The following is a 19656-nucleotide window of genomic DNA, read 5'->3' on the forward strand; positions in this document are numbered from 1 at the left end:
CTGTCCCTGCAGCACCTCAACCTGGCGCAGCTTCGCGACTATCTCTTCGGGCTTGTCTCTTTTCCCAGCCATTCCCCGGTCCTCCTGAAAACGGGACAAAATCGTCCCAACGGGTGGACCACTTCAATGGGGCTGTTCCAGAAAGAAGGTCGGAACCACCCAGCGCACCGCCAAGTGTGCTTTCCCTGTACGCTTACGACCGCCCCGATCACTGATCCACTCCGGCAAATCCAATTCCCTGCTTTTTCGCGCAGGGAATTGCCACTTAAGTCGCTGGCATCGCGCCCCTTCTCAGACGGCAAAACCCCGAATTCCGGTCAAAACCGGAAAAATTCCCTGCCAATTCCCTGCTAGCAGGGAAATTCGCCTGAGCGAACCGGGCGATGCTGCGAACTGAGACGGAGGGGGAAATTCGGGCGGGTAACGCCGGTCGCGAACGTCTCAGGGAACAGCGAATATCGCTAACTCCCGGAATGTCGGGGGTATTTCAGGACTAAACCGCATTCAGGGAAAGAGACCGGACTGGGTGGCGGAGAGGATGGGATTCGAACCCACGAGACCCTTTTGGAGCCTACTCCCTTAGCAGGGGAGCGCCTTCGACCGCTCGGCCACCTCTCCGCCGCCCCGTGTACGGTTGGCATGGAGCCAAGTCAACCGCCCCACGCCGCGCACCCCGGAGCTTGGCGGGAATGCGGTCTGATCGCGGTCCATTATCGTGCGCGGTCGCTGGCCGGAACCGCGACACTATCTATGTCTTAGGCTGCGGACGGAGAAGCATAGTGACGTCGAAGGATGACAGGATCGGAATTCGGGCCCGGATCGCCGGGCGCGTGCAGGGCGTGTGCTTCCGTGCCTGGACCCAGCGGGAAGCCGAGCGCCGGGGCCTTGCCGGCTGGGTGCGCAACGAGCCCGATGGCACGGTCCGCGCCCTGTTCGTCGGGTCGCGCGAGGACGTGACGGAGATGCTGGAGCACTGCCGCAAGGGGCCCGCAGCGGCGCGCGTTAGTGATGTCGAAACCGAGCAGGTCGTGCCCGTGCCCGAGCTGGTGGCCTTCCGCGTGACCGGCTGAGGTGGGTGGGGGCCGGCCTCAGAGCCGGCGCATCCGCGCGAAGCCGGCGGCGAGGTCGGCGATCAGGTCGTCCGGATCCTCGAGCCCGACATGGATGCGCATGAGCTGGCCCTGCGACCGGCCGGGACGGGGCCAGGGAACGGCGCTGCGCGGCGGATTGCGCGGCAGCAGGAGGCTCTCGAAGCCCCCCCAGGACGAGCCCATGCCGTGCAGTTCGAGCCCGTCGAGGAAGGCGGCGAGGTGCTGCTCCGAGCCGATCCCGGGCTTTAGGGTGAAGCCGAAGAGCGAGGAAGCGCCGAGGAAGTCGCGCTTCCACAGCGCATGGCCCGGATCGTCGGGCAGGGCAGGGTGAAGCACCTCGGCCACCTCGTCGCGGCCACGCAGCCACTCGGCCACAACGAGTCCGTTCTCCCAGTGCCGCGGCATGCGCACCGCCAGCGTCCTCAAGCCGCGCATGGCGAGATAGACATCGTCGGGTGCGGCATTCAGCCCGAGTTGCTTCCAGCCCTCGCGCAGTGCCGGGTAGGCGGCCTCGGTTGCAGTCACCGCGCCCATGACCAGATCGGAATGTCCGGCGATATACTTGGTGATGGCCTGGATCGAGACATCGACCCCGTGCACGAAGGGCTTGAAGTAGAGCGGTGTCGCCCAGGTGTTGTCGAGCATCAGCGTGACGCCGCGCCGCTTCGCCTCCTCGGCGATGGCGGGGATGTCCTGCACCTCGAAGGTCAGCGAGCCCGGGCTCTCGGCGAAGATCACCTTCGTCTCGGGCCGGATCAGGTCGCGGATGCCGCTGCCGATCAGCGGGTCGTAATAGCTGACCTCGACGCCCATGCGCGTCAGCATGGTGTCGCAGAAGCGCCGGGTCGGGCCGTAGCAACTGTCGACCATGAGCAGGTGGTCGCTCGCCGAGAGATACGCCAGCAGCGGCGCCGTGCAGGCGGTGAGCCCGGTCGAGGCCAGTCGCGTGCGGAAGCCCCCCTCGAGTGCGGCCACCGCCTCCTCGAAGGCAAAGGTTCCGGGCGTGCCGTGCACGCCGTAGGTGGTGGCGTCGGCGTCCTCGGTCCGGCTCATCTCGCGCAGCGCGGCGAGGGTCGGGCTGAGGATGGTCGAGGCGTGGTAGACGGGGGGGTTGACCGCGCCGTGGTTTTCCTGCGGGCGACGGCCGGCATGGGTCGCGCGGGTGGCGTCTTTCATCGGATTCGCGGCTCCTTGGGACGGGCGGCGGCACCTTAGCCCGCGGTCCGTGACGGTCAAGGGCAAGGCGGTTGCCGCGACTATGCTTGACGTTGCGGACAGAGGCTGCTCAAATCCGCCGCCGGGGGGAGCCCCAAAACGAACGAAAATGCGGGGGAAAGTCCCCGCTCCGCGCCTTGCGCGGATCAATCAGGGAAGAGGTTCACAATGAAAGCATCTTTATTCCTCGGAACTTTGGCAGGCGCCGCACTCGCGGTCAGCATGGCCAGCGCCAACACCCTGGACGACGTGAAGGCGAAGGGCTTCTTGCAGTGCGGCACCAACACCGGCCTCGCAGGCTTCGCGTTCACGGACTCGAACGGTGAGTGGCACGGCTTCGACATCGCGCTGTGCCGCGCCATCGCGGCAGCGATCTTCGGCGACCCGAAGAAGGTCAAGTTCACACCGACCACCGGCAAGACCCGTTTCACGGCGCTGTCCTCGGGCGAGATCGACGTGCTGGTGCGCAACACGACCTGGACCTACTCGCGCGACGTTGACCTGAAGCTCAGCTTCCAGGGCGTGAACTACTATGATGGCCAGGGCTTCATGGTGCCGAAGTCGCTCGGCGTGACCTCGGCCAAGCAGCTGGACGGTGCCACGATCTGCATCCAGACCGGCACGACCACGGAGCTCAATCTGGCGGACTACTTCCGCAAGAACAACATGACCTACGAGCCAGTTCCGATCGAGACCAACGCAGAGGCGCGGCAGAAGTATCTCGCCGGGGCGTGCGACGCCTATACCACCGATCGCTCCGGGCTAGCTGCGACGCGCGCCACCTTCGAACACCCGAAGGACCACGTGATCCTTCCGGAAGTGATCTCCAAGGAGCCGCTCGGGCCGGTGACCCGGCAGGGCGACGATGGCTGGGGTGACATCGTCCGCTGGACGCTGAATGCGCTGATCATTGCCGAGGAGAAGGGCATCACGCAGGCCAACGTCAAGCAGATGGCCTCGAAGCCGACCGATGATCCCGAGGTGAACCGCCTGCTCGGCACCGAGGGCGAGTATGGCAAGATGTTGGGCCTCAGCAAGGACTGGGCGGTCAACGTGATTGCAGCCGTGGGCAACTATGGCGAGATCTTCGACCGCTATATCGGTCCGAACACGGACATCGGGCTCGACCGCGGTCTCAACGCACTCTATACGAACGGCGGCATCCTCTACTCGCCGCCTTTCCGCTGATCGCGCGGACCCGGGCGCGCCCCGCGTGGGCGCGCCCTCTAGCGTCGGCAGGGAGGGAAGGCCGATGAGCGTTGCGTCCGAGCCGCAGGGCGGAGGATTCCGTATTGGAATGCTCCTCTCCGACACGCGATTTCGCTCCTATACAATTCAGATCATCGCGCTTGCCGTCGTCCTGGTGTCCGTTGCCTGGCTCTTGGACAACATGTTCCGCAACCTCGCGGCGCTGGGCAAGGACATCAGCTTCACCTTCATGCCGCAGCCGTCGTCCTACGACATCAACCAGACGCTAATCCCCTATACCTCGCGCTCGACCAACGCCACGGCGGCGGTGGTCGGAATCCTAAACACCCTGCTGGTCGCGGGACTGGGCTGCTTTACCGCCACCGTGCTGGGCGTGGTGGTCGGCGTGCTTCGCCTGACCAAGAACTGGATCGTCTCGAAGCTGATGACGGTCTATATCGAGGGACTGCGCAACGTCCCTGTGCTTTTGCAGATCATTTTGTGGGCGGCGGTGTTCAACGAGAGCCTGCCGCACCCGCGCCAGGTCAAGCCCATGCTGGGCGGCGTGCTGGTGCCGACCAACCGCGGCTTCTATCTGGCCTCGCCGATCTTCGAGAACGGAGCTGCCTATGTCGGCGTCGCGCTCCTGCTCGGTATCATCGCGGCGGTGCTGTTCAAGCGGTTCGCGAAAAAGCGGCAGGAAGCGACCGGCGAGATCCTGCCGACCTTGTGGGTCGGCCTTGCCTGCATTGTCCTGCCCCCGCTGGTGGTCTTCTTCGCGCTCGGTGGTCCGATCCATCTCGACTACCCCGTGCTCAAGGGCTTCAATTACCGGGGCGGATTCTTCGGGCGAATTTCCCTGGTGGCGTTGTGGATGGCGCTCTCGCTCTACACTTCAGCCTTCATCGCCGAGATCGTGCGCGCGGGGATCATGGCGGTCTCGAAGGGGCAGACCGAGGCGTCATTCGCCCTGGGGCTGAGGCCCGGGCGCACCATGCGGCTGATCATCCTGCCGCAGGCCCTGCGGGTGATCATCCCGCCGCTGATCTCGCAATACCTGAATCTGACCAAGAACTCGTCGCTGGCCATCGCCGTGGGCTACATGGACGTGACCGGGACGCTGGGCGGCATCACGCTGAACCAGACCGGGCGGGCGATGGAGTGCCTGCTGCTGCTGATGGGCTTCTATCTCTCGATCAGCCTGCTGATCTCGGCGGTGATGAACCTCTACAACGAGCAGGTCAGGATGGTCGAGCGCGGCACGGCCACCGGCTTCGGATTCGGCTTTGCCAAGCTGTTTGACCGCGGCTCCTCCTGGCAGACGCTGACGCGGGGCGATGCGCGCGATCATCCGGCCTATGGCATCGATGGCTGGCTGAACCTCGTGGTGCTGTTCTACGCCGTGGTGCTGGCCATGCTGCTGTACTACGTCTTCATTGACTCGTCCCGGCCCAGCTACTGGACCTGGCCGATGTCGGAGAAGGTCTCGGCGCTCCTGATGACCCTGGGCTTCATTGGCGCGCTGCTCACGTCGCTGTTCAAGCATTCGCGGGCGGTGGACTTCGCGGTGCTGTGCCTGATCGTGTGGGTGATGGCTGCAGCCAGCGGCTTCCCGCTGGGCCAGCTGGTGCCGGGAATCAGCGGCGCGGTGGCCGTGTTCATCGGCACGGGCGCGCAGGTCGCGATCATCGCCTACATGGTCTACGGCACGCGCCCGAACGTCACCTATCTGAACCGGGTTCGGAGGGCGGCGGCATGAGCGGGACCCATTCGCAGACCGTTGCCTATGTGGCGGAGACCCAGATCCCGCCCTCACCGCCGCCTCTGGCCGAGCGGGGGGCGATCCGCTGGCTGCACCAAAACCTGTTCTCTTCCTGGTTGAACGGGATTCTCTCAGCGGGCGCGCTGACCTTCGCCGTGTGGGCGCTGTGGCGCCTGCTGCCGTGGCTGGTCTTTGACTCGGTTTGGAACGCCTCGAACCTCAAGCAATGCCGCGAGCTCGGCTCCGGCGCCTGCTGGGCTGTAGTGCACGATCGCTACCTGATGTGGATCTACGGCTTCTACCCGGACCAGCTGTTCTGGCGACCGGACCTGGCCTTCGTGCTGCTTTTCGTGGCGATGGCGCCGGTGCTGTTCAACAACGTGCCGTTCCGGCGCGGTCTGCTGGTTCATACGGCGCTCTACCCGGTGATCGCGTTCTGGTTGATATGGGGTGGTACGATCTGGGGCATCCTGGCGGTGGTCGCAGGGCCGGCGGTCGGCTATCTGGTCGGCTTCAAGCTGGGCCGGTTGCTGTACGGCCGGGACAGTTTCATTGCCGCGCTCGCGGTCTCGGCGCTCGCGGCTGCGCTGTGGTGGATGTTCGCCGTCATCCCGATCGACGGTGCGCTGACCCAAGCGATCGGCTTTGTCGGCCTGAAGTACGTCGAATCCGCCAAGATCGGCGGCTTCCTGCTGACCTTCATCATCGGCATGGGCGGTATCTGCGCCTCTCTGCCGCTCGGCATCCTCTTGGCGCTGGGGCGCAAGTCGGACCTGCCCTTCATCAAGGGCCTGAGCGTGATCTTCATCGAATTCATCCGCGGCGTGCCGCTGATCACGCTCCTGTTCGTTGCCAACGTCGTGCTGGCCTATTTCCTGCCCCCGGGAACCGAGTTCGACCTGCTCCTGCGCGTGCTCATCATGGTGACCATGTTCTCCTCGGCCTACATCGCCGAGGTGGTGCGCGGCGGGCTTGCCGCGCTGCCGCAGGGCCAGTACGAGGCTGCCGACGCGATGGGGCTCGACTACTGGAAGTCGATGCGGCTGATCGTCCTGCCGCAGGCGTTGAAGATCTCGATCCCCGGGATCGTCAACACCTTCATCGGGCTGTTCAAGGACACCACGCTGGTCAGCATCATCGCCATGTTCGACCCGCTGGGCATCATCGCCCCGATCCGGGCGCACCAGGACTGGAACGGTCTGGTCTGGGAGCCCTACCTGTTCGTCGCTGCATTCTTCTTCGTGTGCTGCTTCAGCATGTCGCGCTACTCGATGTATCTGGAGAGAAAGCTGGAAAGGGCGCGTTGAGGCGCGTCCCGCATTGACCGGAGACTGGACCCATGGCTGAGCCGGCTGAAGACATCCACACCGACCGTTCGAAGATGAAGATCTCGAGCGAGGTGATGATCCAGATCAGCAACATGAACAAGTGGTACGGCGAGTTCCACGTGCTCCGCGACATCAACCTGACGGTGCATCGCGGCGAGCGTATCGTCGTGTGCGGCCCCTCAGGCTCGGGCAAGTCGACGCTGATCCGCTGCATCAACCGGCTGGAGGAGCATCAGCGCGGCGAGATCGTGGTCGACGGCATCGAGCTGAACTCGGACCTCAAGAACATCGACAAGATCCGGGCCGAAGTCGGCATGGTGTTCCAGCACTTCAACCTGTTCCCGCACCTCACCGTGCTGGAGAACTGCACGCTGGCGCCGATCTGGGTACGCAAGACGCCCAAGCGCGAGGCCGAGGAGACGGCCATGCACTTCCTCAAGAAGGTCAAGATCCCCGAGCAGGCGCACAAGTATCCCGGCCAGCTGTCGGGCGGCCAGCAGCAGCGCGTGGCGATCGCCCGGGCGCTGTGCATGAAGCCGAAGATCATGCTGTTCGACGAGCCGACCTCGGCGCTCGATCCCGAGATGATCAAGGAAGTGCTCGACGCCATGATCGAGCTGGCCCAGGAGGGCATGACCATGATCTGCGTCACGCACGAGATGGGTTTCGCCCGACAGGTGGCCAACCGTGTCATCTTCATGGATGCCGGACAGATCGTCGAGCAGAACGAGCCGGAGGAGTTCTTCCACAACCCCAGGAGCGATCGCACCAAGCTGTTCCTCAGCCAGATCCTCGGGCATTGAGCGCGGCCTCGCAGCCGGTGTGATATCCATCACAGCGCCGATCCGCGCGTTGCGCTAGCTTCGTCCGCGATGGCAGGGCGGTTGCCGACTCGGCACCAGGGCCCTGCAAAAGGACCGGGCGAGGCTGCGATGACCTATCTGCTCTATCCGCTGGTAATCGCGATTGCGTTGGCCGTTGCGCTGGTCTCCGCCGCCGCCTACACCTTCTGAGCGGCTTCAGGAGAGCCCGGCGCGGTCCGCCTTCAGTTCGCGTGGCGCTGCAAAGGCGCTGAGTTCCGCCATGGCCGGGCCGAGGTCGGCCCAGCGGCTGATCTCGGCCTCGAGCACGGCGATTGCCGCCGTGGGGAACTTCTCGAAAGCGCGCCTGTCCTGGGGATTTCGAACGCGGTGGACCAGGAGGCGCAAGAGCTCGCCCAGCCCTGGCTGGTGGCCGAGGACGACGACGCGGGCGCAGCTTTTCGGCAGGCGCCTGAGCTCGCCGAGCAGCGCCGCCGGCATGGCCTCGTAGAGACCGGTCCGGATTTGCGGCGCGGGGATTGTGGGCACGGCCGCGCGCATCAGCTCGAGCGTCTCGCGCGTGCGGCGCGACGGAGAGCAGAGCACCGTGTCGGGCAAAAGACCCTGCGCCCCCAGCCAGCGCGCCATTAGCGGCGCCGCTTCGCGCCCCCGCCTGGCCAGCGGGCGGTCGCGGTCGTCGAGCGTGCGGTCCTTCCAGCTCGATTTCGCGTGGCGCATGAGGATCAGGGTCTTCATGCGGGCTTTGCCCGTCGCGAGCCGTCGAGCCGGCGAGCGCGGATGAAGGCCTGCATGTGGAAGCCGCACTGGGCGCGCGGTGGCGTTGCCGCTCGTCCGGCCGGGCAGGCGTGGCGCACGCGGCAGCCGCCCTCGCGGCAGGCCCGGCCTTGCGCGGATGTGATGTGGGCGACGCAGCGCTCCACATCGTAGCGGCCGCTGGCGAAAGCGTCGGCCGGGCAGGCCGTGAGGCACGGTGCCGGGCAGGCAGGGCAGGGCGGGTCGGCGTGCGGCCGTCCGAGTTTCAGGTCCACGGGGAAGCCGAGGGCACCCCGATAGGAAAGCCACAGCCCGCGCGCGGGCGAGACCTGCATGCCCACCGGCGATGGCGCGGCGCCCTCGCCGCGGGCGGCCCAGCGCTGGAAGGGCAGCCAGGGCGGGCCGTCGAAGGGAAACAGCGGACGCGCGCCCAGCGAGGCGCCGATGCTGTCCAGCACCCGCCGCGACCAGCGGTCGAGCGGGTCGGGTCCGCCGTCGGCGCATTCGGGGCTCGCCGTGAAGGCGGACCAAAGGGCGCCCCCGCGAGCGCCGATCAGCACCAGGGTGGCGATGCCGCCGGGCACACCGTCGCCCTGGGCCGGGTGGAAGGCGCCGACGGCGGCGAGACCGTGCGAGGCGAGGGCGGCGTCGAGACGCTCGAACATCGGCGATACCCGTGTGGCGGCGGCCCGCTGTGGCTCAGGCGGTGATCAGCGTGCCGGCGCCGTGCGGCGTGAAAAGCTCCAGCAGCAGCCCGTGCGGCGTGCGGCCGTCGAGGATCACGGCGGCCTCGACGCCACGGTCGATACCGTAGAGCGCGGTCTCGACCTTGGGGATCATGCCGCCCGAGATGGTGCCCTCCTCGATCAGCTTCGCGATGTCGGCACGGGTGAGGCGGGTCATGACCTGGCCCTCGCGGTCCTTCACGCCCTGCACGTCCGTGAGCAGCATCAGACGCGAGGCGCTCAGCGCCCCGGCCACCGCACCGGCCGCGGTATCGCCATTGACGTTGAAGGTCTCGAGCGGGTCGCGGCCGGCCCCGACGGGTGCGACCACGGGGATCAGGTCGGACTTGATGAAAAGCTCGAGGACGTGCGGGTTGACCGCCACGGGCTCGCCTACGAAGCCGAGGTCGAGCACTCGCTCGATGTTGCTGTCGGGGTCCTTCTTGCGCTTCATTGCCTTCTCGCACACGATCAGGTTGGCGTCCTTGCCCGAGAGGCCCACGGCCTTGCCCCCCTGGGCGTTGATCGCGGCGACGATGCGCTTGTTGATGGCGCCGGCGAGCACCATCTCGACCACCTCGACGGTCTCGGCGGTGGTCACCCGCAGCCCCTCGGCGAACTCGGAGGCGATCTTGAGCCGCTCGAGCATCTGGCTGATCTGCGGCCCGCCGCCGTGGATCACTACCAGGTTCACGCCGCACTGTTTCATCAGCACGATGTCGCGGGCGAAGGAGGCCATGGCCTCGACGTCGCCCATGGCGTGGCCGCCGAACTTCACCACCACGGTCTTGCCGTCGTAGCGCTGGAGATAGGGCAGGGCCTCGCTGATGATGCGCGCCGTAGCCAGCCAGTCCCGTTTCATCTGCCGCTGGATCTCCATGATCGGGGCCCTCCGGTTCCCGTGGCGTAATACCGTCTCGGGCCGTGCTTTGCCAGTGCGGGGCGGCGGTTCTGGTCCGCCCTGGGGCGCCGCGACGGGACCCGATCGTGGCCTCGAACGAGCGTCCAAATTTGGACGCTGCCTAAGGTATTGATATTAAATACATCCTCGCGCAGTCCTTTTTCGGACACGGAAAATCGGACCGGGAGAGCCGAACGAGCGGAGCCCTGTATTGCCGTCGCGTGTCGCGCGTGGGCTTGCGTTCGGCATCCTCGAGCCGAGCCCGACAGTGAGGGCGAGCGGCCGGGTCAGCCGCGTGCCGTGGCGGCCGCGAGCAGCGTGGCCACCGTGGCGCGCAGAAGCTCGACGCCCTGGCCCTTCTGCGCCGAGGTGACAAGGATCTCCGGGTGCGCCGCGACGTGCCGGGCAAGGCCGCTCTTGACTGCCTCGAGGGTGTGGGCGAGCTCGGCCGCCGGGGGCTTGTCGGCCTTGGTCAGGACGATCTGGAAGGCCACCGCCGAGCGGTCGAGGAGGTCGAGGATCTCGTGGTCGACCTGCTTGATGCCGTGGCGGGCGTCGATCAGAACGAAGGCGCGGGCCAACGTCGCCCGCCCGGCGAGATAGTCGCGCAGGAGCGCCTGCCAGCCCGCGACCTTGAGCTTCGGCGCCCGGGCGAAGCCGTAGCCGGGCAGGTCGACGAGATAGCCGGCCGCGCCCAGGGCGAAGAAGTTGATCTCCTGTGTGCGGCCCGGCGTGTTCGAGGTGCGCGCCAGTGCCTTGCGCCCGGTGAGCGCGTTGATCAGCGAGGACTTGCCGACATTCGAGCGGCCGGCGAAGCAGACCTCGGGCCGGTCGCCGCCGGGCAGTGCTGCGATGGCCGTCACGCCCTTCATGAAGTCGCAGGGACCGGCGAAAAGGCGTTGCCCGCGGGCGAGCGCCTCGGGCTCCGCCTCGATGGCGACGGCGAACGGAACCTGCGGGGGATTCACGGGGCGTTCGGCCGGGCCTGTCAGGCCCGGCCGCCGCTGCGCCTGCGTCCGCCGCGCTGGCCTGACCGGCCAGACGACTTGGCACCCGAGCGCTGCCCGGACTTGCCGCCGGACTTGCCCGCGGCCGCGCTCTCGCCAGTGACCGAGGCCGTCTCGGCGTCCGCCGGGGCTTCCGCCTTCTCCGGCCCCGCCTCGGCTTTGCTGCCGGCCTTAGACGCACCGACCTTGCTCTTGGCGCGCTTGCCGCCGCGCGTCGGCTTCAGCCCCGACTTGATGTTGCCGAGCAGGTCGACCTGCGTGCCCTGGCTGCGCATGATGATGTATTGCTGCGAAAACGTCAGCACGTTGTTGGCGCACCAATAGATCACCAGGCCCGAGGCGAAGCGGCCGAGCATGAACATGAAGACCCAGGGCATCCAGGTGAATATGGTGCGCTGGGTCGGGTCGGCCGGCGGTGGGTTCAGCTTCTGCTGCAGCCACATTGTGATGCCGAGCATGATCGGGAAGAAACCGATCGAGACCGGCTCGGCGAAGGCGGGAACATGGTAGGGCAGCAGCCCGAACAGGTTGATCCACGAGGTGGGGTCGGGCGCCGAGAGGTCCCTGATCCAGCCAAAGAAGGGCGCGTGGCGCATCTCGATGGTGACGATCAGCACCTTGTAGAGCGAGTAGAAGATCGGGATCTGCAACACGATCGGCAAGCAGCCCGAGGCGGGGTTCACCTTCTCCTTCTTGTAGAGCCCCATGATCTCCTGCTGGAGCTTCTGCCGGTCGTCGCCGCACTGCTCCTTGATGCGCTCCATCTCGGGCTGGAGCTTCTTCATCTTCGACATCGCCACGAACGACTTGTAGGCCAGCGGGAACAGGCACGCCTTGGTGAGGAAGGTCAGCGTGATGATGGCCAGCCCCATGTTGCCGACCAGCCCGTGGATGAAGTTGAGCAGGCGGAAGATCGGCTTGGTGAGGAAGTAGAACCAGCCCCAGTCGACCGCGTCCACGAAGCGATCGATGCCCATCGTGTTCTGGTAGTGCCGGATCAGGTTCACCACCTTGGCGCCCGAGAACAGGTGGCCCGTGCTGGCGACCGTGCCGCCGGCGGGGACGCTGACCACGGGCAGGCGTGCCTCGGTGCGGAACTCGTCGACGGTGCCGGGCTCGAGCACGCGGTAGACCGCCTGGAAGTTCTGGCCCGGCTTGGGAATCAGGGTCGACATCCAGTACTTGTCGGTGAAGCCGAGCCAGCCGTTGTTCTTCACGTCCTTGATCTCGGCGGGGCCGTGCTCGGCCGGGATCACCTTGAAATCGCGCATGCCGCCGTAGCCGGGCTCGGAGAGCTTGCCGTCGAACATGCCGATGGCACCCACGTGCACGCGGAAATGGCTGGCCTTGGGCTCGCCGCGGCGCACGATGGCGCCGTAGGGGGCGAGCGTGACCGCGGCGCCGGTGGTGTTCTCGACCGATTGGGTGACGGTCAGCATGTAGTTGTCGTCGATCTGGAACTTGCGGCGGAAGATCAGGCCCTTGCCATTGTCCCAGCGCAGCACGACCGGGGTCGTCGGTGTGAGCTTCTTGCCGCTCTCGACGGTCCAGGGCGTGGTCGGGACGGGCAGGGGGCCTGGATCCTCGTTGACGGTGCGCCGCCAGCCATAGTCGATGAAATAGGGACTTGGCCCCCCGGCCGGGTTGAGCAGCGTCACCGTCGGCGCCCCCGGCTTCAGGCTCACGCGGTAGCGCGAGAGGTGCAGGTCGTCGAGCCGGCCACCCCTGAGGCGGATGGACCCGGTGACGGCGGGGGTCTGGATCGGCACGCGGGGATTGGCGGCGATAGCTTTGGCGCGGCTGAGCGGCTCACCCGAGCGCTGTGGCACCTTGGTGGCGCCCTGGGGCGGGACGGCCGTGGCCGGCTGGCCGGCAGCGGGCTTGCCTGCGCCGGATTTCCCCTGGGCCGGCGGAGTGGGGGCCGTCTTGCTCCCAGTGGCCTGCTGCGTCCCCTGCTGCCCGGTCGTAGGCGCCGGGTGCGGCGCGAAGGCCTGCCAGGCGAAGACCACCACCATGGCCAGCACGGCCGCAAGGATCAGGTTTCGAGACTCGTTGTCGCCGCCCATTCAATTTCCCCAGGCTGTTCGCGCCTGCCTTGAAACCTCTGAGCGGCCCGAGGTCAAGGGGTTTCCCCGGGGATGCGCTGAGGCGTCACGTCCGGGGAACGGTTCGGGGCGAGTGAGGCGAAGTCGAACAGCGCCGGGTCGGCGAGGTGGCCGGCGCGCACATTCATCAGGGCACGGAACATGACGCCGCGCCGGCCGGGGCTGTGGTGCTCCCACTGGTCGAGCATGGCCTTTACCTGCTGGCGCTGCAGACCCTCCTGGCTGCCGCACAGATCGCACGGGATGATGGGAAAGCGCATGGCGCGGGCGAAGCGCGCGCAGTCGGCCTCGGCGACGAAGGCGAGCGGGCGCAGCACGGCGAGGTCGCCGTCCTCGTTCACCAGCTTGGGCGGCATGGCGGCGAGGCGGCCGCCGTGGAAGAGATTGAGGAAAAAGGTCTCGAGGATGTCGTCGCGGTGGTGGCCGAGCACGACCGCGGCGCAGCCTTCCTCGCGGGCAATGCGGTAGAGGTGGCCGCGCCTGAGCCGCGAGCACAGCGCACAGTAGGTTTTGGCCGCCGGCACCTTCTTGGTGACGATGGAATAGGTGTCGCGGTACTCGATGCGGTGCGCGATGCCGCCCCGCGCCAGGAAGTCGGGCAAGACCGTGGCGGGAAAGCCGGGCTGACCCTGGTCGAGGTTGCACGCGAGCAGGTCCACGGGCAGGAGACCGCGCCACTGGAGCTCGATCAGCGCGGCCAGCAGCGTGTAGCTGTCCTTGCCGCCCGAGAGACAGACCAGCCAGCGCTCGCCGGGCCGCACCATGGCGTAGGTCTCGATTGCCTCGCGGGTCTGGCGCAGGATGCGCTTCCGGAGCTTGCGGAACTCGAGCCCCGCGGGGGCGTCGGCGAGGATGGCGGGGAGCTCGACGGCCGGGATGGCGTCCTTCATGGGGTCTCTCGCTTGGTGTGAGCGGATACGGTCACGGCACCGGAGCCGTCATGTCAGGAATCGCGGCGCTCGGGCACGGGATCATAGCCCGAGCCGCCGCCGGGATGGCAGCGCAAAATGCGGCGCAGCGTGAGCCACGAGCCGCGCAGGGCGCCGTGCTTGTCAAGCGCCTCAAGCGCGTATTCCGAGCAGGTCGGCTGGAAGCGGCAGTTCATCCCGAGCCAGGGGCTGACCACCAAGCGGTAGGCGTGGACGGGCACGGAGAGGATGCGGGCGAGAAGGCTCATCTGACTGGCCCATGCAGCCGGTCGAGGGTGCGCTCGAGGTCGGTCACCAGGTTGGCGAACGTGCGGGCGACGGTGGTCTCAACCCGGGCGATCAGGACATAGTCCCAGCCCTCGCGGCCCCTGACCGTCAAGACCCGGCGGGCAACCTCGCGCAGGCGGCGTCGCGCGCGGTTGCGCACGACCGCCTTGCCTACCTTGCGGGAGGCGGTGAAGCCGACGTGCATGCCTTCCGCCTCGCCCGGCCGGCGGCGGCCCTGCAGCACCAGACCCGGCGCGTGGGCGCTGCGGCCGCGCGCGCAGGCACGGAACTGGGCGCGCGTCTTCAGGGTCGGGAGAGGACGCAGTGCGCCGGACGGCGGTGCGTTCAGGACCGGCTCCGTCTGGTCGAACGGCGCGCGGGACGGCGGCTTGGGCATGGCAGCGGGGCGCTCGCGCCCCCGGGGCTCAGGCGGAGAGACGCTTGCGGCCCCGCGCGCGGCGGCGGCCCAGGATTTTCTGGCCGTTCTTCGTGGCCATGCGCGCGCGGAAGCCGTGGCGGCGCTTGCGGACGAGCCGGCTCGGCTGATAGGTGCGCTTCATCTCATCCTCCGTTGCCCGAAGCGACGGCCATTCGGGGCTTGCGCGGGTTCGGCCCGGCGCCCCGCTCCGGCCTTCGTCGCCGCAGCGGCGGGGAGGGCGTGCCCCACGCCGCGCTGGCGGAGACGCGCCTATAGCCCGTGGTCCGGTGCGTGTCAATGTACCTGCGGCAAGTGGATTGCGACTGGCTTCAGGTGCCGGAAAATCAAGCCGCCGTGATAGGGACTGGCGGGTTCGGCGAGGGTCGCGCAGAATTTTCGGGATCGCAGCGAGGGCAGCGTGAAGCGAGGAAATCGGGACGTGACATCCGCCGACGAGGCAGAGCGCGGGGGAAATGAAGTGCCCGACACACCGCGGCGGTGGCTGCGTTTCGTGCCGATCGCGGTGATCGCCGTCGGCGCGCTGCTGGCCTGGTGGTTCGCCGGCGACCGGGTCAGCTATGAGGCGATCGAGAGAAATCGCGAGGCGCTGGTGGCCTGGCGCGACAGCAACATGGGGCTTGCTGCCCTGGCCTATGCGGGCGTCTATGTGGTCTCGGTGGCGTTCTCGGTGCCGGGTGCGATCTGGCTGACCATGGCCGGCGGTTTCCTGTTCGGCACCGTCCTCGCGACGGTTCTGACGGTGTTCTCGGCCACCGTGGGGGCGACGTTGATCTTCCTGGCGGCGCGCTCGTCGCTGGGCGCCGAGCTGCGCCGACGGGCCGGGCCCTGGCTGGGCCGGGTGGACCGGGAGGTGAAGCGGGGCGAGATCAGCTTCCTCCTGGTAATCCGGCTGATCCCGGCCATCCCCTTCTTCGTCGCCAACGTGCTGCCGGCCTTCGTCCGGGTCAGCCTGGTCAACTTCGTGTGGACCACCTTCGTGGGCATCGCACCGGCGACCGCGGTGATCAGCTCGGTCGGGGCCGGGCTGGGCGAGGTGCTCGACAGGGGAGGCAAGCCTGATCCGGGCGTGATATTCGAGCCCTATGTGCTCGGGCCGCTGCTCGGGCTCGCTGCGCTCGCCGCCGTGCCGTGGATCCTGCGGGCGCTGCGGGGCGTGGACTAGAAGCGAAGTCCGGAGGGGAGGGCGATGGGCCAGCGCATCACGGCTGATCTCTGCGTGGTCGGGGCCGGCTCCGGCGGGCTGACGGTCGCCGCAGGGGCGGCGCAGATGGGCGCCCGCGTCGTGCTGGTCGAGCGCGGCCGCATGGGCGGCGACTGCCTGAACTATGGCTGCGTGCCGTCGAAGGCGCTGATCGCCGCTGCGAAGGCGGCCCAGCGCCACCGCGGCTCGGGCCCGCTCGGCGTCGCGGGCGACGAGCCCGCCGTCGATTACGGGGCGGTGATGGATCACGTCCGCCGCACCATCGCCGCCATCGCACCCAACGATTCCGAGGAGCGATTCGAGCGCCTCGGCGTGCGCGTGATCCGCGCCCATGGCCGGTTCACCGGCCCGGCCGAGCTCGAGGCCGGCGGCCACCTGATCGCCGCGCGCCGCTTCGTCGTGGCGACGGGCTCCTCGCCCGCCGTGCCTCCGATCCCGGGGCTCGAGGCTGTGCCCTGCCTGACCAACGAGACGATCTGGGAAAACCGCGTGCGGCCGGAGGCGCTGGCGATCATCGGCGGCGGCCCGATTGGGCTGGAGCTGGCGCAGGCGCATCGGCGGCTCGGCAGCCGCGTCGCGGTTCTGGAGGCGGCGACGGCGCTTGGCCACGAGGACCGGGAGATCGCCGCTGTCGCCCTCGACGCGGTCCGCGCCGAGGGCGTGGAGATCCGCGAGGGTGCGCGCATTGCCAGGGTGGACGGGGAGGCGGGCGCCCTGCGGCTTTTCTTCGAGGGCGGGGCGACGGTGGAGGCGACGCACCTGCTCGTTGCCACGGGGCGCCATGCCAATGTCGACGATCTTGGCCTGGATGCGGCGGGGATCGAGCACGACCAGCGCGGCCTGACGGTCGATGCCGGCCTGCGCTCGGTCTCGAACCGGCGGGTCTATGCCGTCGGCGACGTGACGGGCGGGGCGCAGTTCACGCACCTGGCCAGCTACCATGCCGGCCTGGTCCTTCGCAGCGCCCTGTTCCGCCTGCCGGTCAGGCTGCGCACGGGCCACGTGCCCCGCGTCACCTTCACCGATCCGGAGATCGCCCAGGTCGGCCTGACCGAGGCGCAGGCGCGCGCGCGCCATGCCGGCGTCGAGGTTCATCGCGTTCCGTTCGCCGAGAGCGACCGGGCGCTGGCCGAGGGCGCGAGCGGGGGGTTGGTGAAGCTGGTCGTGGGGCGGCGCGGCCGCATCCTCGGCTGCTCGATGGTCGGGCCGCAGGCGGGCGAGCTGATCCATGTCTGGGCGCTGGCGCTTTCCGCCGGGCTGGGGCTCAGGGCGATGGCGGACTTCGTCGCGCCCTATCCGACGCTGGGCGAGGTGTCGAAACGCGCCGCCGGCGCTCATTACACCAAGCGGCTGTTCGGGCGCCCCTGGCTGCGCCGGGCCGTGCGGCTGCTTGCCCGCCTGGGGTAGCTGGCCCTAGAGTGGCGCCCGCGACCAATCTCTTTAGAGGGGGTGATGGCGCTATTCCGCGGCCTGTCCGGACGCCTTCTGGTGCTCACAATCGCCGTGGTCATGCTCGTCGAGGTGGCGATCTTCGTCCCCTCGGTGGCCCGTTTCCGGCTCGAATACCTCAGCGAGCGGGTCGTGCGGGCCCAGATTGCGGCGATGAGCGTTCTGGCGGCTCCCGATGGCATGGTCTCGCCCGAGCTGCAGGCGCAGCTGCTCGGCAAAACCCAGGCTCTGAATATCGTGCTTCGTCAGAAGAACGTGCGCACCCTGATCCTGTCGCGGGGCGCGCTGCCCGAGGTCTCCGCCACCTACGACCTGCGCCAGGTCGGTGTCCTGGACCTAATCGGCGATGCAATGAAGCGGATGCTGGGCAATGGCAACGACATCATCCGCGTGATCGGTCCGGCCACGGGGCTGAAGGCGCAGGCGATCGAGATCACGCTGGACAGCCGACCGCTGCGGGAAGCGATGATCGACTATGGCTGGCGCATCCTGCGGCTGTCACTGCTGCTCTCGGTCGTTACCGCCGTGATCATCTTCCTGGCCGTGCGCCGCTTCGTCGTCTCGCCGCTCATGCGCGTGATCGGCAACGTCAAGGCGTTTCGAGAGAACCCGGAGGATCCCGAGCGGATCATCCGGCCCTCGAGCCATCTGGGCGAAGTGGCCGAGGCGGAGCGCGCCCTTGCCGCAATGCAGCGCGACGTGCTGGCGGCGCTGCGTGAGCGCGCACGGCTTGCCTCGCTGGGCGAAGCATTGGCCAAGGTCAGCCACGACTTGCGCAACATGCTGGCGACCGGGCACCTGATGGCCGACCGGCTCGAGACCAGCCGGGACCCCCTAGTGGCGCGCACGGTGCCCAAGCTGATCGCCTCGCTGGACCGGGCGATCAGCCTGTGCCAGCGCACGCTGGACTACGGCCGCGCGGAGGAGGCGCCGCCCGTGCCGCGCCAGGTGCGCTTGCGGGCGCTGGCTCAGGAAGTGGTGGAGGGCCTCGGCCTGAGCGGCGACGGCATGGTGCGCTGCCGGATCGACATCGCGGAGTCCGAGACCTTGCTGGCCGATCCCGAGCAGTTTTACCGCGTGCTGGCCAACCTGATGCGCAACGCGGCCGAGGCCATATCCTCGGCTGGCAAGCCCGGGGAGATCGTCGTGAGTGCGGGGCGCGAGGGCGCGCAGCACGTGATCCGCGTGCGGGACACCGGCTCGGGAATGCCGGCGAAGGCGATGGAGAACCTGTTTAGGCCGTTCCGCGGCGGCGCCCGGCGGGGCGGCGCGGGGCTGGGCCTGGCGATCGCGCATGAGCTGGTGAGGGCCCATGGCGGCCGGCTCGAACTGATTTCAAGCACGACCGCGGGCACGGAGTTCGCGATTCATCTTCCCGCGTCTCCCGGGGGAGCCCGTTGAGATGACGGGCCCGCGGATTTCACTCTTGCAATGCCCTGGCCCCGCCGCTAGATAGCGGGCGCACTCCGCGGAGCGCAGGCGGCACGCGGCCGGCAGGCACCGGTAGCTCAGCTGGATAGAGCACCAGACTACGAATCTGGGGGTCAGGGGTTCGAATCCTCTCCGGTGCGCCAATCTTTTCAATAAGTTAGCTGGATCAGTGAGTTAGCGCGGTTCAGGCGTGTCGACATTATTTCGGCAGGTGGTTGGAAAGCCGGGCGGTGGGCTGGCCCTTTCTTCTTTCGAACGGAAGCCGGCGCCCTATGTGGGGGATGCTTTCGCCAGCCACGCGGCGAGACTCCGTGACTGATTGAGATCATCTCCCCCTGCAATCGATTGTCCCGGCTCGCTATGCTCGTAACGAGGCGGATCACCACGAACGACATGGGCCGATCAAACAAGCCGATCGGCAAGACTGACCTCGTTGACCGACGTCAATGCAATGCCCGCAAGGGGGCGCGATAATCCGCCCGCTGCAAAAGCGTATCGGCAGCGATTTCGGAATGGGGGGCACTATGAGTGACATCATCCTCTTCGCCCATCCAACGTTCGGCGTGCTCGGGATCCTCGCTGCGGTCTGGGTCTTCGTCGAAGCGTTGAACGCGAGCGAAGCGAACCGTCAGCGGATCTGGATCGGCACGCTGATCGTCGCGGCTTTCATCGTCGCGACCTGGCTGCTCGGTGGCTACTGGTATACCCACTTCTACGGGGCCGAGAAGGCCGCGATCCTGAAGGGACCGCTGCCTTGGGCGCACAGCTTCTTCATGGAGACGAAGGAGCATTTGTTCTTCGTCGTGCTGATCCTGGCGCTCTATCTGCCCTTCATTGGCCGCCTCGACCTGGCGCGCAACGCTGCGGCCAAGGCCATGACGATGGTGGTCTGCGCCCTGATCGTGCTGAACGGCCTGGCGATCGAAGGCGCGGGCGCACTGATTAACTTCGGCGCCAAGATGGCCTTCATGCATGCCGGCGCCGGGTGAGGAGACAAGCCATGAATACTCCAACGCAAGTCACCCACCCCGCCGGCGTCGACAG

Annotated in this window: 20 protein-coding genes and 2 tRNA genes; 11 read left to right on the forward strand and 11 right to left on the reverse strand. The window is 67.6% G+C overall.

Annotated features, from left to right (window positions below):
• Positions 1–527 precede the first annotated feature (527 nt).
• Positions 528–618, reverse strand: a tRNA-Ser gene (locus AC32QD_RS03550).
• A gap of 161 nt (positions 619–779) precedes the next feature.
• Here AC32QD_RS03550 and AC32QD_RS03555 point away from each other — a divergent pair.
• Positions 780–1070, forward strand: coding sequence for an acylphosphatase (locus AC32QD_RS03555; protein ID WP_492009105.1), 291 nt, complete (start codon positions 780–782; stop codon positions 1068–1070).
• Between the two features lie 18 nt (positions 1071–1088).
• Here AC32QD_RS03555 and metC read toward each other — a convergent pair whose 3' ends face one another.
• A complete protein-coding gene (gene metC, locus AC32QD_RS03560) occupies positions 1089–2267 on the reverse strand; it encodes a cystathionine beta-lyase (RefSeq protein ID WP_492009106.1) in 1179 nt (392 codons plus the stop codon).
• Positions 2268–2474: 207 nt separating this feature from the next.
• On the opposite strand from metC, the gene AC32QD_RS03565 reads away from it, so the two are divergent.
• The 5 genes from AC32QD_RS03565 to AC32QD_RS03585 all read left to right on the forward strand — a co-directional run bounded on the left by AC32QD_RS03565 (position 2475) and on the right by AC32QD_RS03585 (position 7597).
• Positions 2475–3494 carry an amino acid ABC transporter substrate-binding protein gene (locus AC32QD_RS03565; RefSeq protein ID WP_492009107.1) on the forward strand — a complete coding sequence of 340 codons (1020 nt, stop codon included), beginning with the start codon at positions 2475–2477 and terminating at the stop codon, positions 3492–3494.
• Between the two features lie 64 nt (positions 3495–3558).
• The gene (locus AC32QD_RS03570; protein WP_492009108.1) at positions 3559–5253 is read left to right on the forward strand and encodes an amino acid ABC transporter permease; all 1695 of its coding nucleotides are present in this window, start codon (positions 3559–3561) and stop codon (positions 5251–5253) included.
• Positions 5250–6563, forward strand: coding sequence for an amino acid ABC transporter permease (locus AC32QD_RS03575; RefSeq protein ID WP_492009109.1), 1314 nt, complete (start codon positions 5250–5252; stop codon positions 6561–6563). Before AC32QD_RS03570 ends, AC32QD_RS03575 begins: the two co-directional genes overlap by 4 nt.
• Positions 6564–6595: 32 nt before the next feature.
• Entirely contained in the window at positions 6596–7387 is a 792-nt protein-coding gene (locus tag AC32QD_RS03580) for an amino acid ABC transporter ATP-binding protein (RefSeq protein WP_492009110.1), read from the forward strand.
• A gap of 81 nt (positions 7388–7468) precedes the next feature.
• Positions 7469–7597: a hypothetical protein gene (locus AC32QD_RS03585; protein ID WP_492009111.1), complete on the forward strand. Its 129-nt coding sequence runs from the start codon at positions 7469–7471 to the stop codon at positions 7595–7597.
• Positions 7598–7603: 6 nt separating this feature from the next.
• Here AC32QD_RS03585 and AC32QD_RS03590 read toward each other — a convergent pair whose 3' ends face one another.
• From AC32QD_RS03590 to rpmH, 9 genes are all read right to left on the reverse strand, one after another.
• Positions 7604–8140 (reverse strand): SixA phosphatase family protein, encoded by a 537-nt coding sequence (locus AC32QD_RS03590; RefSeq protein WP_492009112.1) that lies wholly within the window; start codon positions 8138–8140, stop codon positions 7604–7606.
• Positions 8137–8823, reverse strand: coding sequence for a ferredoxin (locus AC32QD_RS03595; RefSeq protein WP_492009113.1), 687 nt, complete (start codon positions 8821–8823; stop codon positions 8137–8139). Before AC32QD_RS03595 ends, AC32QD_RS03590 begins: the two co-directional genes overlap by 4 nt.
• A gap of 34 nt (positions 8824–8857) precedes the next feature.
• Complete coding sequence (gene argB / locus AC32QD_RS03600; protein ID WP_492009114.1) at positions 8858–9763, reverse strand: acetylglutamate kinase; 906 nt, start codon at positions 9761–9763, stop codon at positions 8858–8860.
• A 308-nt stretch (positions 9764–10071) separates the two neighbouring features.
• Complete coding sequence (gene yihA, locus AC32QD_RS03605; RefSeq protein WP_492009124.1) at positions 10072–10719, reverse strand: ribosome biogenesis GTP-binding protein YihA/YsxC; 648 nt, start codon at positions 10717–10719, stop codon at positions 10072–10074.
• 53 nt (positions 10720–10772) lie between these two features.
• Positions 10773–12857: a membrane protein insertase YidC gene (gene yidC, locus AC32QD_RS03610; protein WP_492009115.1), complete on the reverse strand. Its 2085-nt coding sequence runs from the start codon at positions 12855–12857 to the stop codon at positions 10773–10775.
• 53 nt (positions 12858–12910) lie between these two features.
• The gene (gene ttcA, locus AC32QD_RS03615; protein ID WP_492009116.1) at positions 12911–13786 is read right to left on the reverse strand and encodes a tRNA 2-thiocytidine(32) synthetase TtcA; all 876 of its coding nucleotides are present in this window, start codon (positions 13784–13786) and stop codon (positions 12911–12913) included.
• 53 nt (positions 13787–13839) lie between these two features.
• A complete protein-coding gene (gene yidD, locus AC32QD_RS03620; protein ID WP_492009117.1) occupies positions 13840–14073 on the reverse strand; it encodes a membrane protein insertion efficiency factor YidD in 234 nt (77 codons plus the stop codon).
• Positions 14070–14489, reverse strand: coding sequence for a ribonuclease P protein component (rnpA, locus tag AC32QD_RS03625; protein ID WP_492009118.1), 420 nt, complete (start codon positions 14487–14489; stop codon positions 14070–14072). Before rnpA ends, yidD begins: the two co-directional genes overlap by 4 nt.
• A gap of 28 nt (positions 14490–14517) precedes the next feature.
• Complete coding sequence (rpmH, locus tag AC32QD_RS03630) at positions 14518–14652, reverse strand: 50S ribosomal protein L34 (protein ID WP_492009119.1); 135 nt, start codon at positions 14650–14652, stop codon at positions 14518–14520.
• Between the two features lie 336 nt (positions 14653–14988).
• Here rpmH and AC32QD_RS03635 point away from each other — a divergent pair, with 336 nt between their 5' ends.
• The 5 genes from AC32QD_RS03635 to AC32QD_RS03655 all read left to right on the forward strand — a co-directional run bounded on the left by AC32QD_RS03635 (position 14989) and on the right by AC32QD_RS03655 (position 19601).
• Positions 14989–15693 (forward strand): TVP38/TMEM64 family protein, encoded by a 705-nt coding sequence (locus AC32QD_RS03635; RefSeq protein ID WP_492009120.1) that lies wholly within the window; start codon positions 14989–14991, stop codon positions 15691–15693.
• 24 nt (positions 15694–15717) lie between these two features.
• On the forward strand, positions 15718–17139 hold the full coding sequence (locus AC32QD_RS03640) for a dihydrolipoyl dehydrogenase family protein (RefSeq protein ID WP_492009121.1): 1422 nt from the start codon (positions 15718–15720) through the stop codon (positions 17137–17139).
• 45 nt (positions 17140–17184) lie between these two features.
• Positions 17185–18582 (forward strand): sensor histidine kinase, encoded by a 1398-nt coding sequence (locus AC32QD_RS03645; protein ID WP_492009122.1) that lies wholly within the window; start codon positions 17185–17187, stop codon positions 18580–18582.
• A gap of 96 nt (positions 18583–18678) precedes the next feature.
• Positions 18679–18755 (forward strand) — tRNA-Arg (locus tag AC32QD_RS03650).
• 381 nt (positions 18756–19136) lie between these two features.
• A complete protein-coding gene (locus tag AC32QD_RS03655) occupies positions 19137–19601 on the forward strand; it encodes a hypothetical protein (protein ID WP_492009123.1) in 465 nt (154 codons plus the stop codon).
• The last annotated feature ends 55 nt before the right edge of the window (positions 19602–19656 follow it).

The organism is Thermohalobaculum sp., assembly GCF_058622915.1.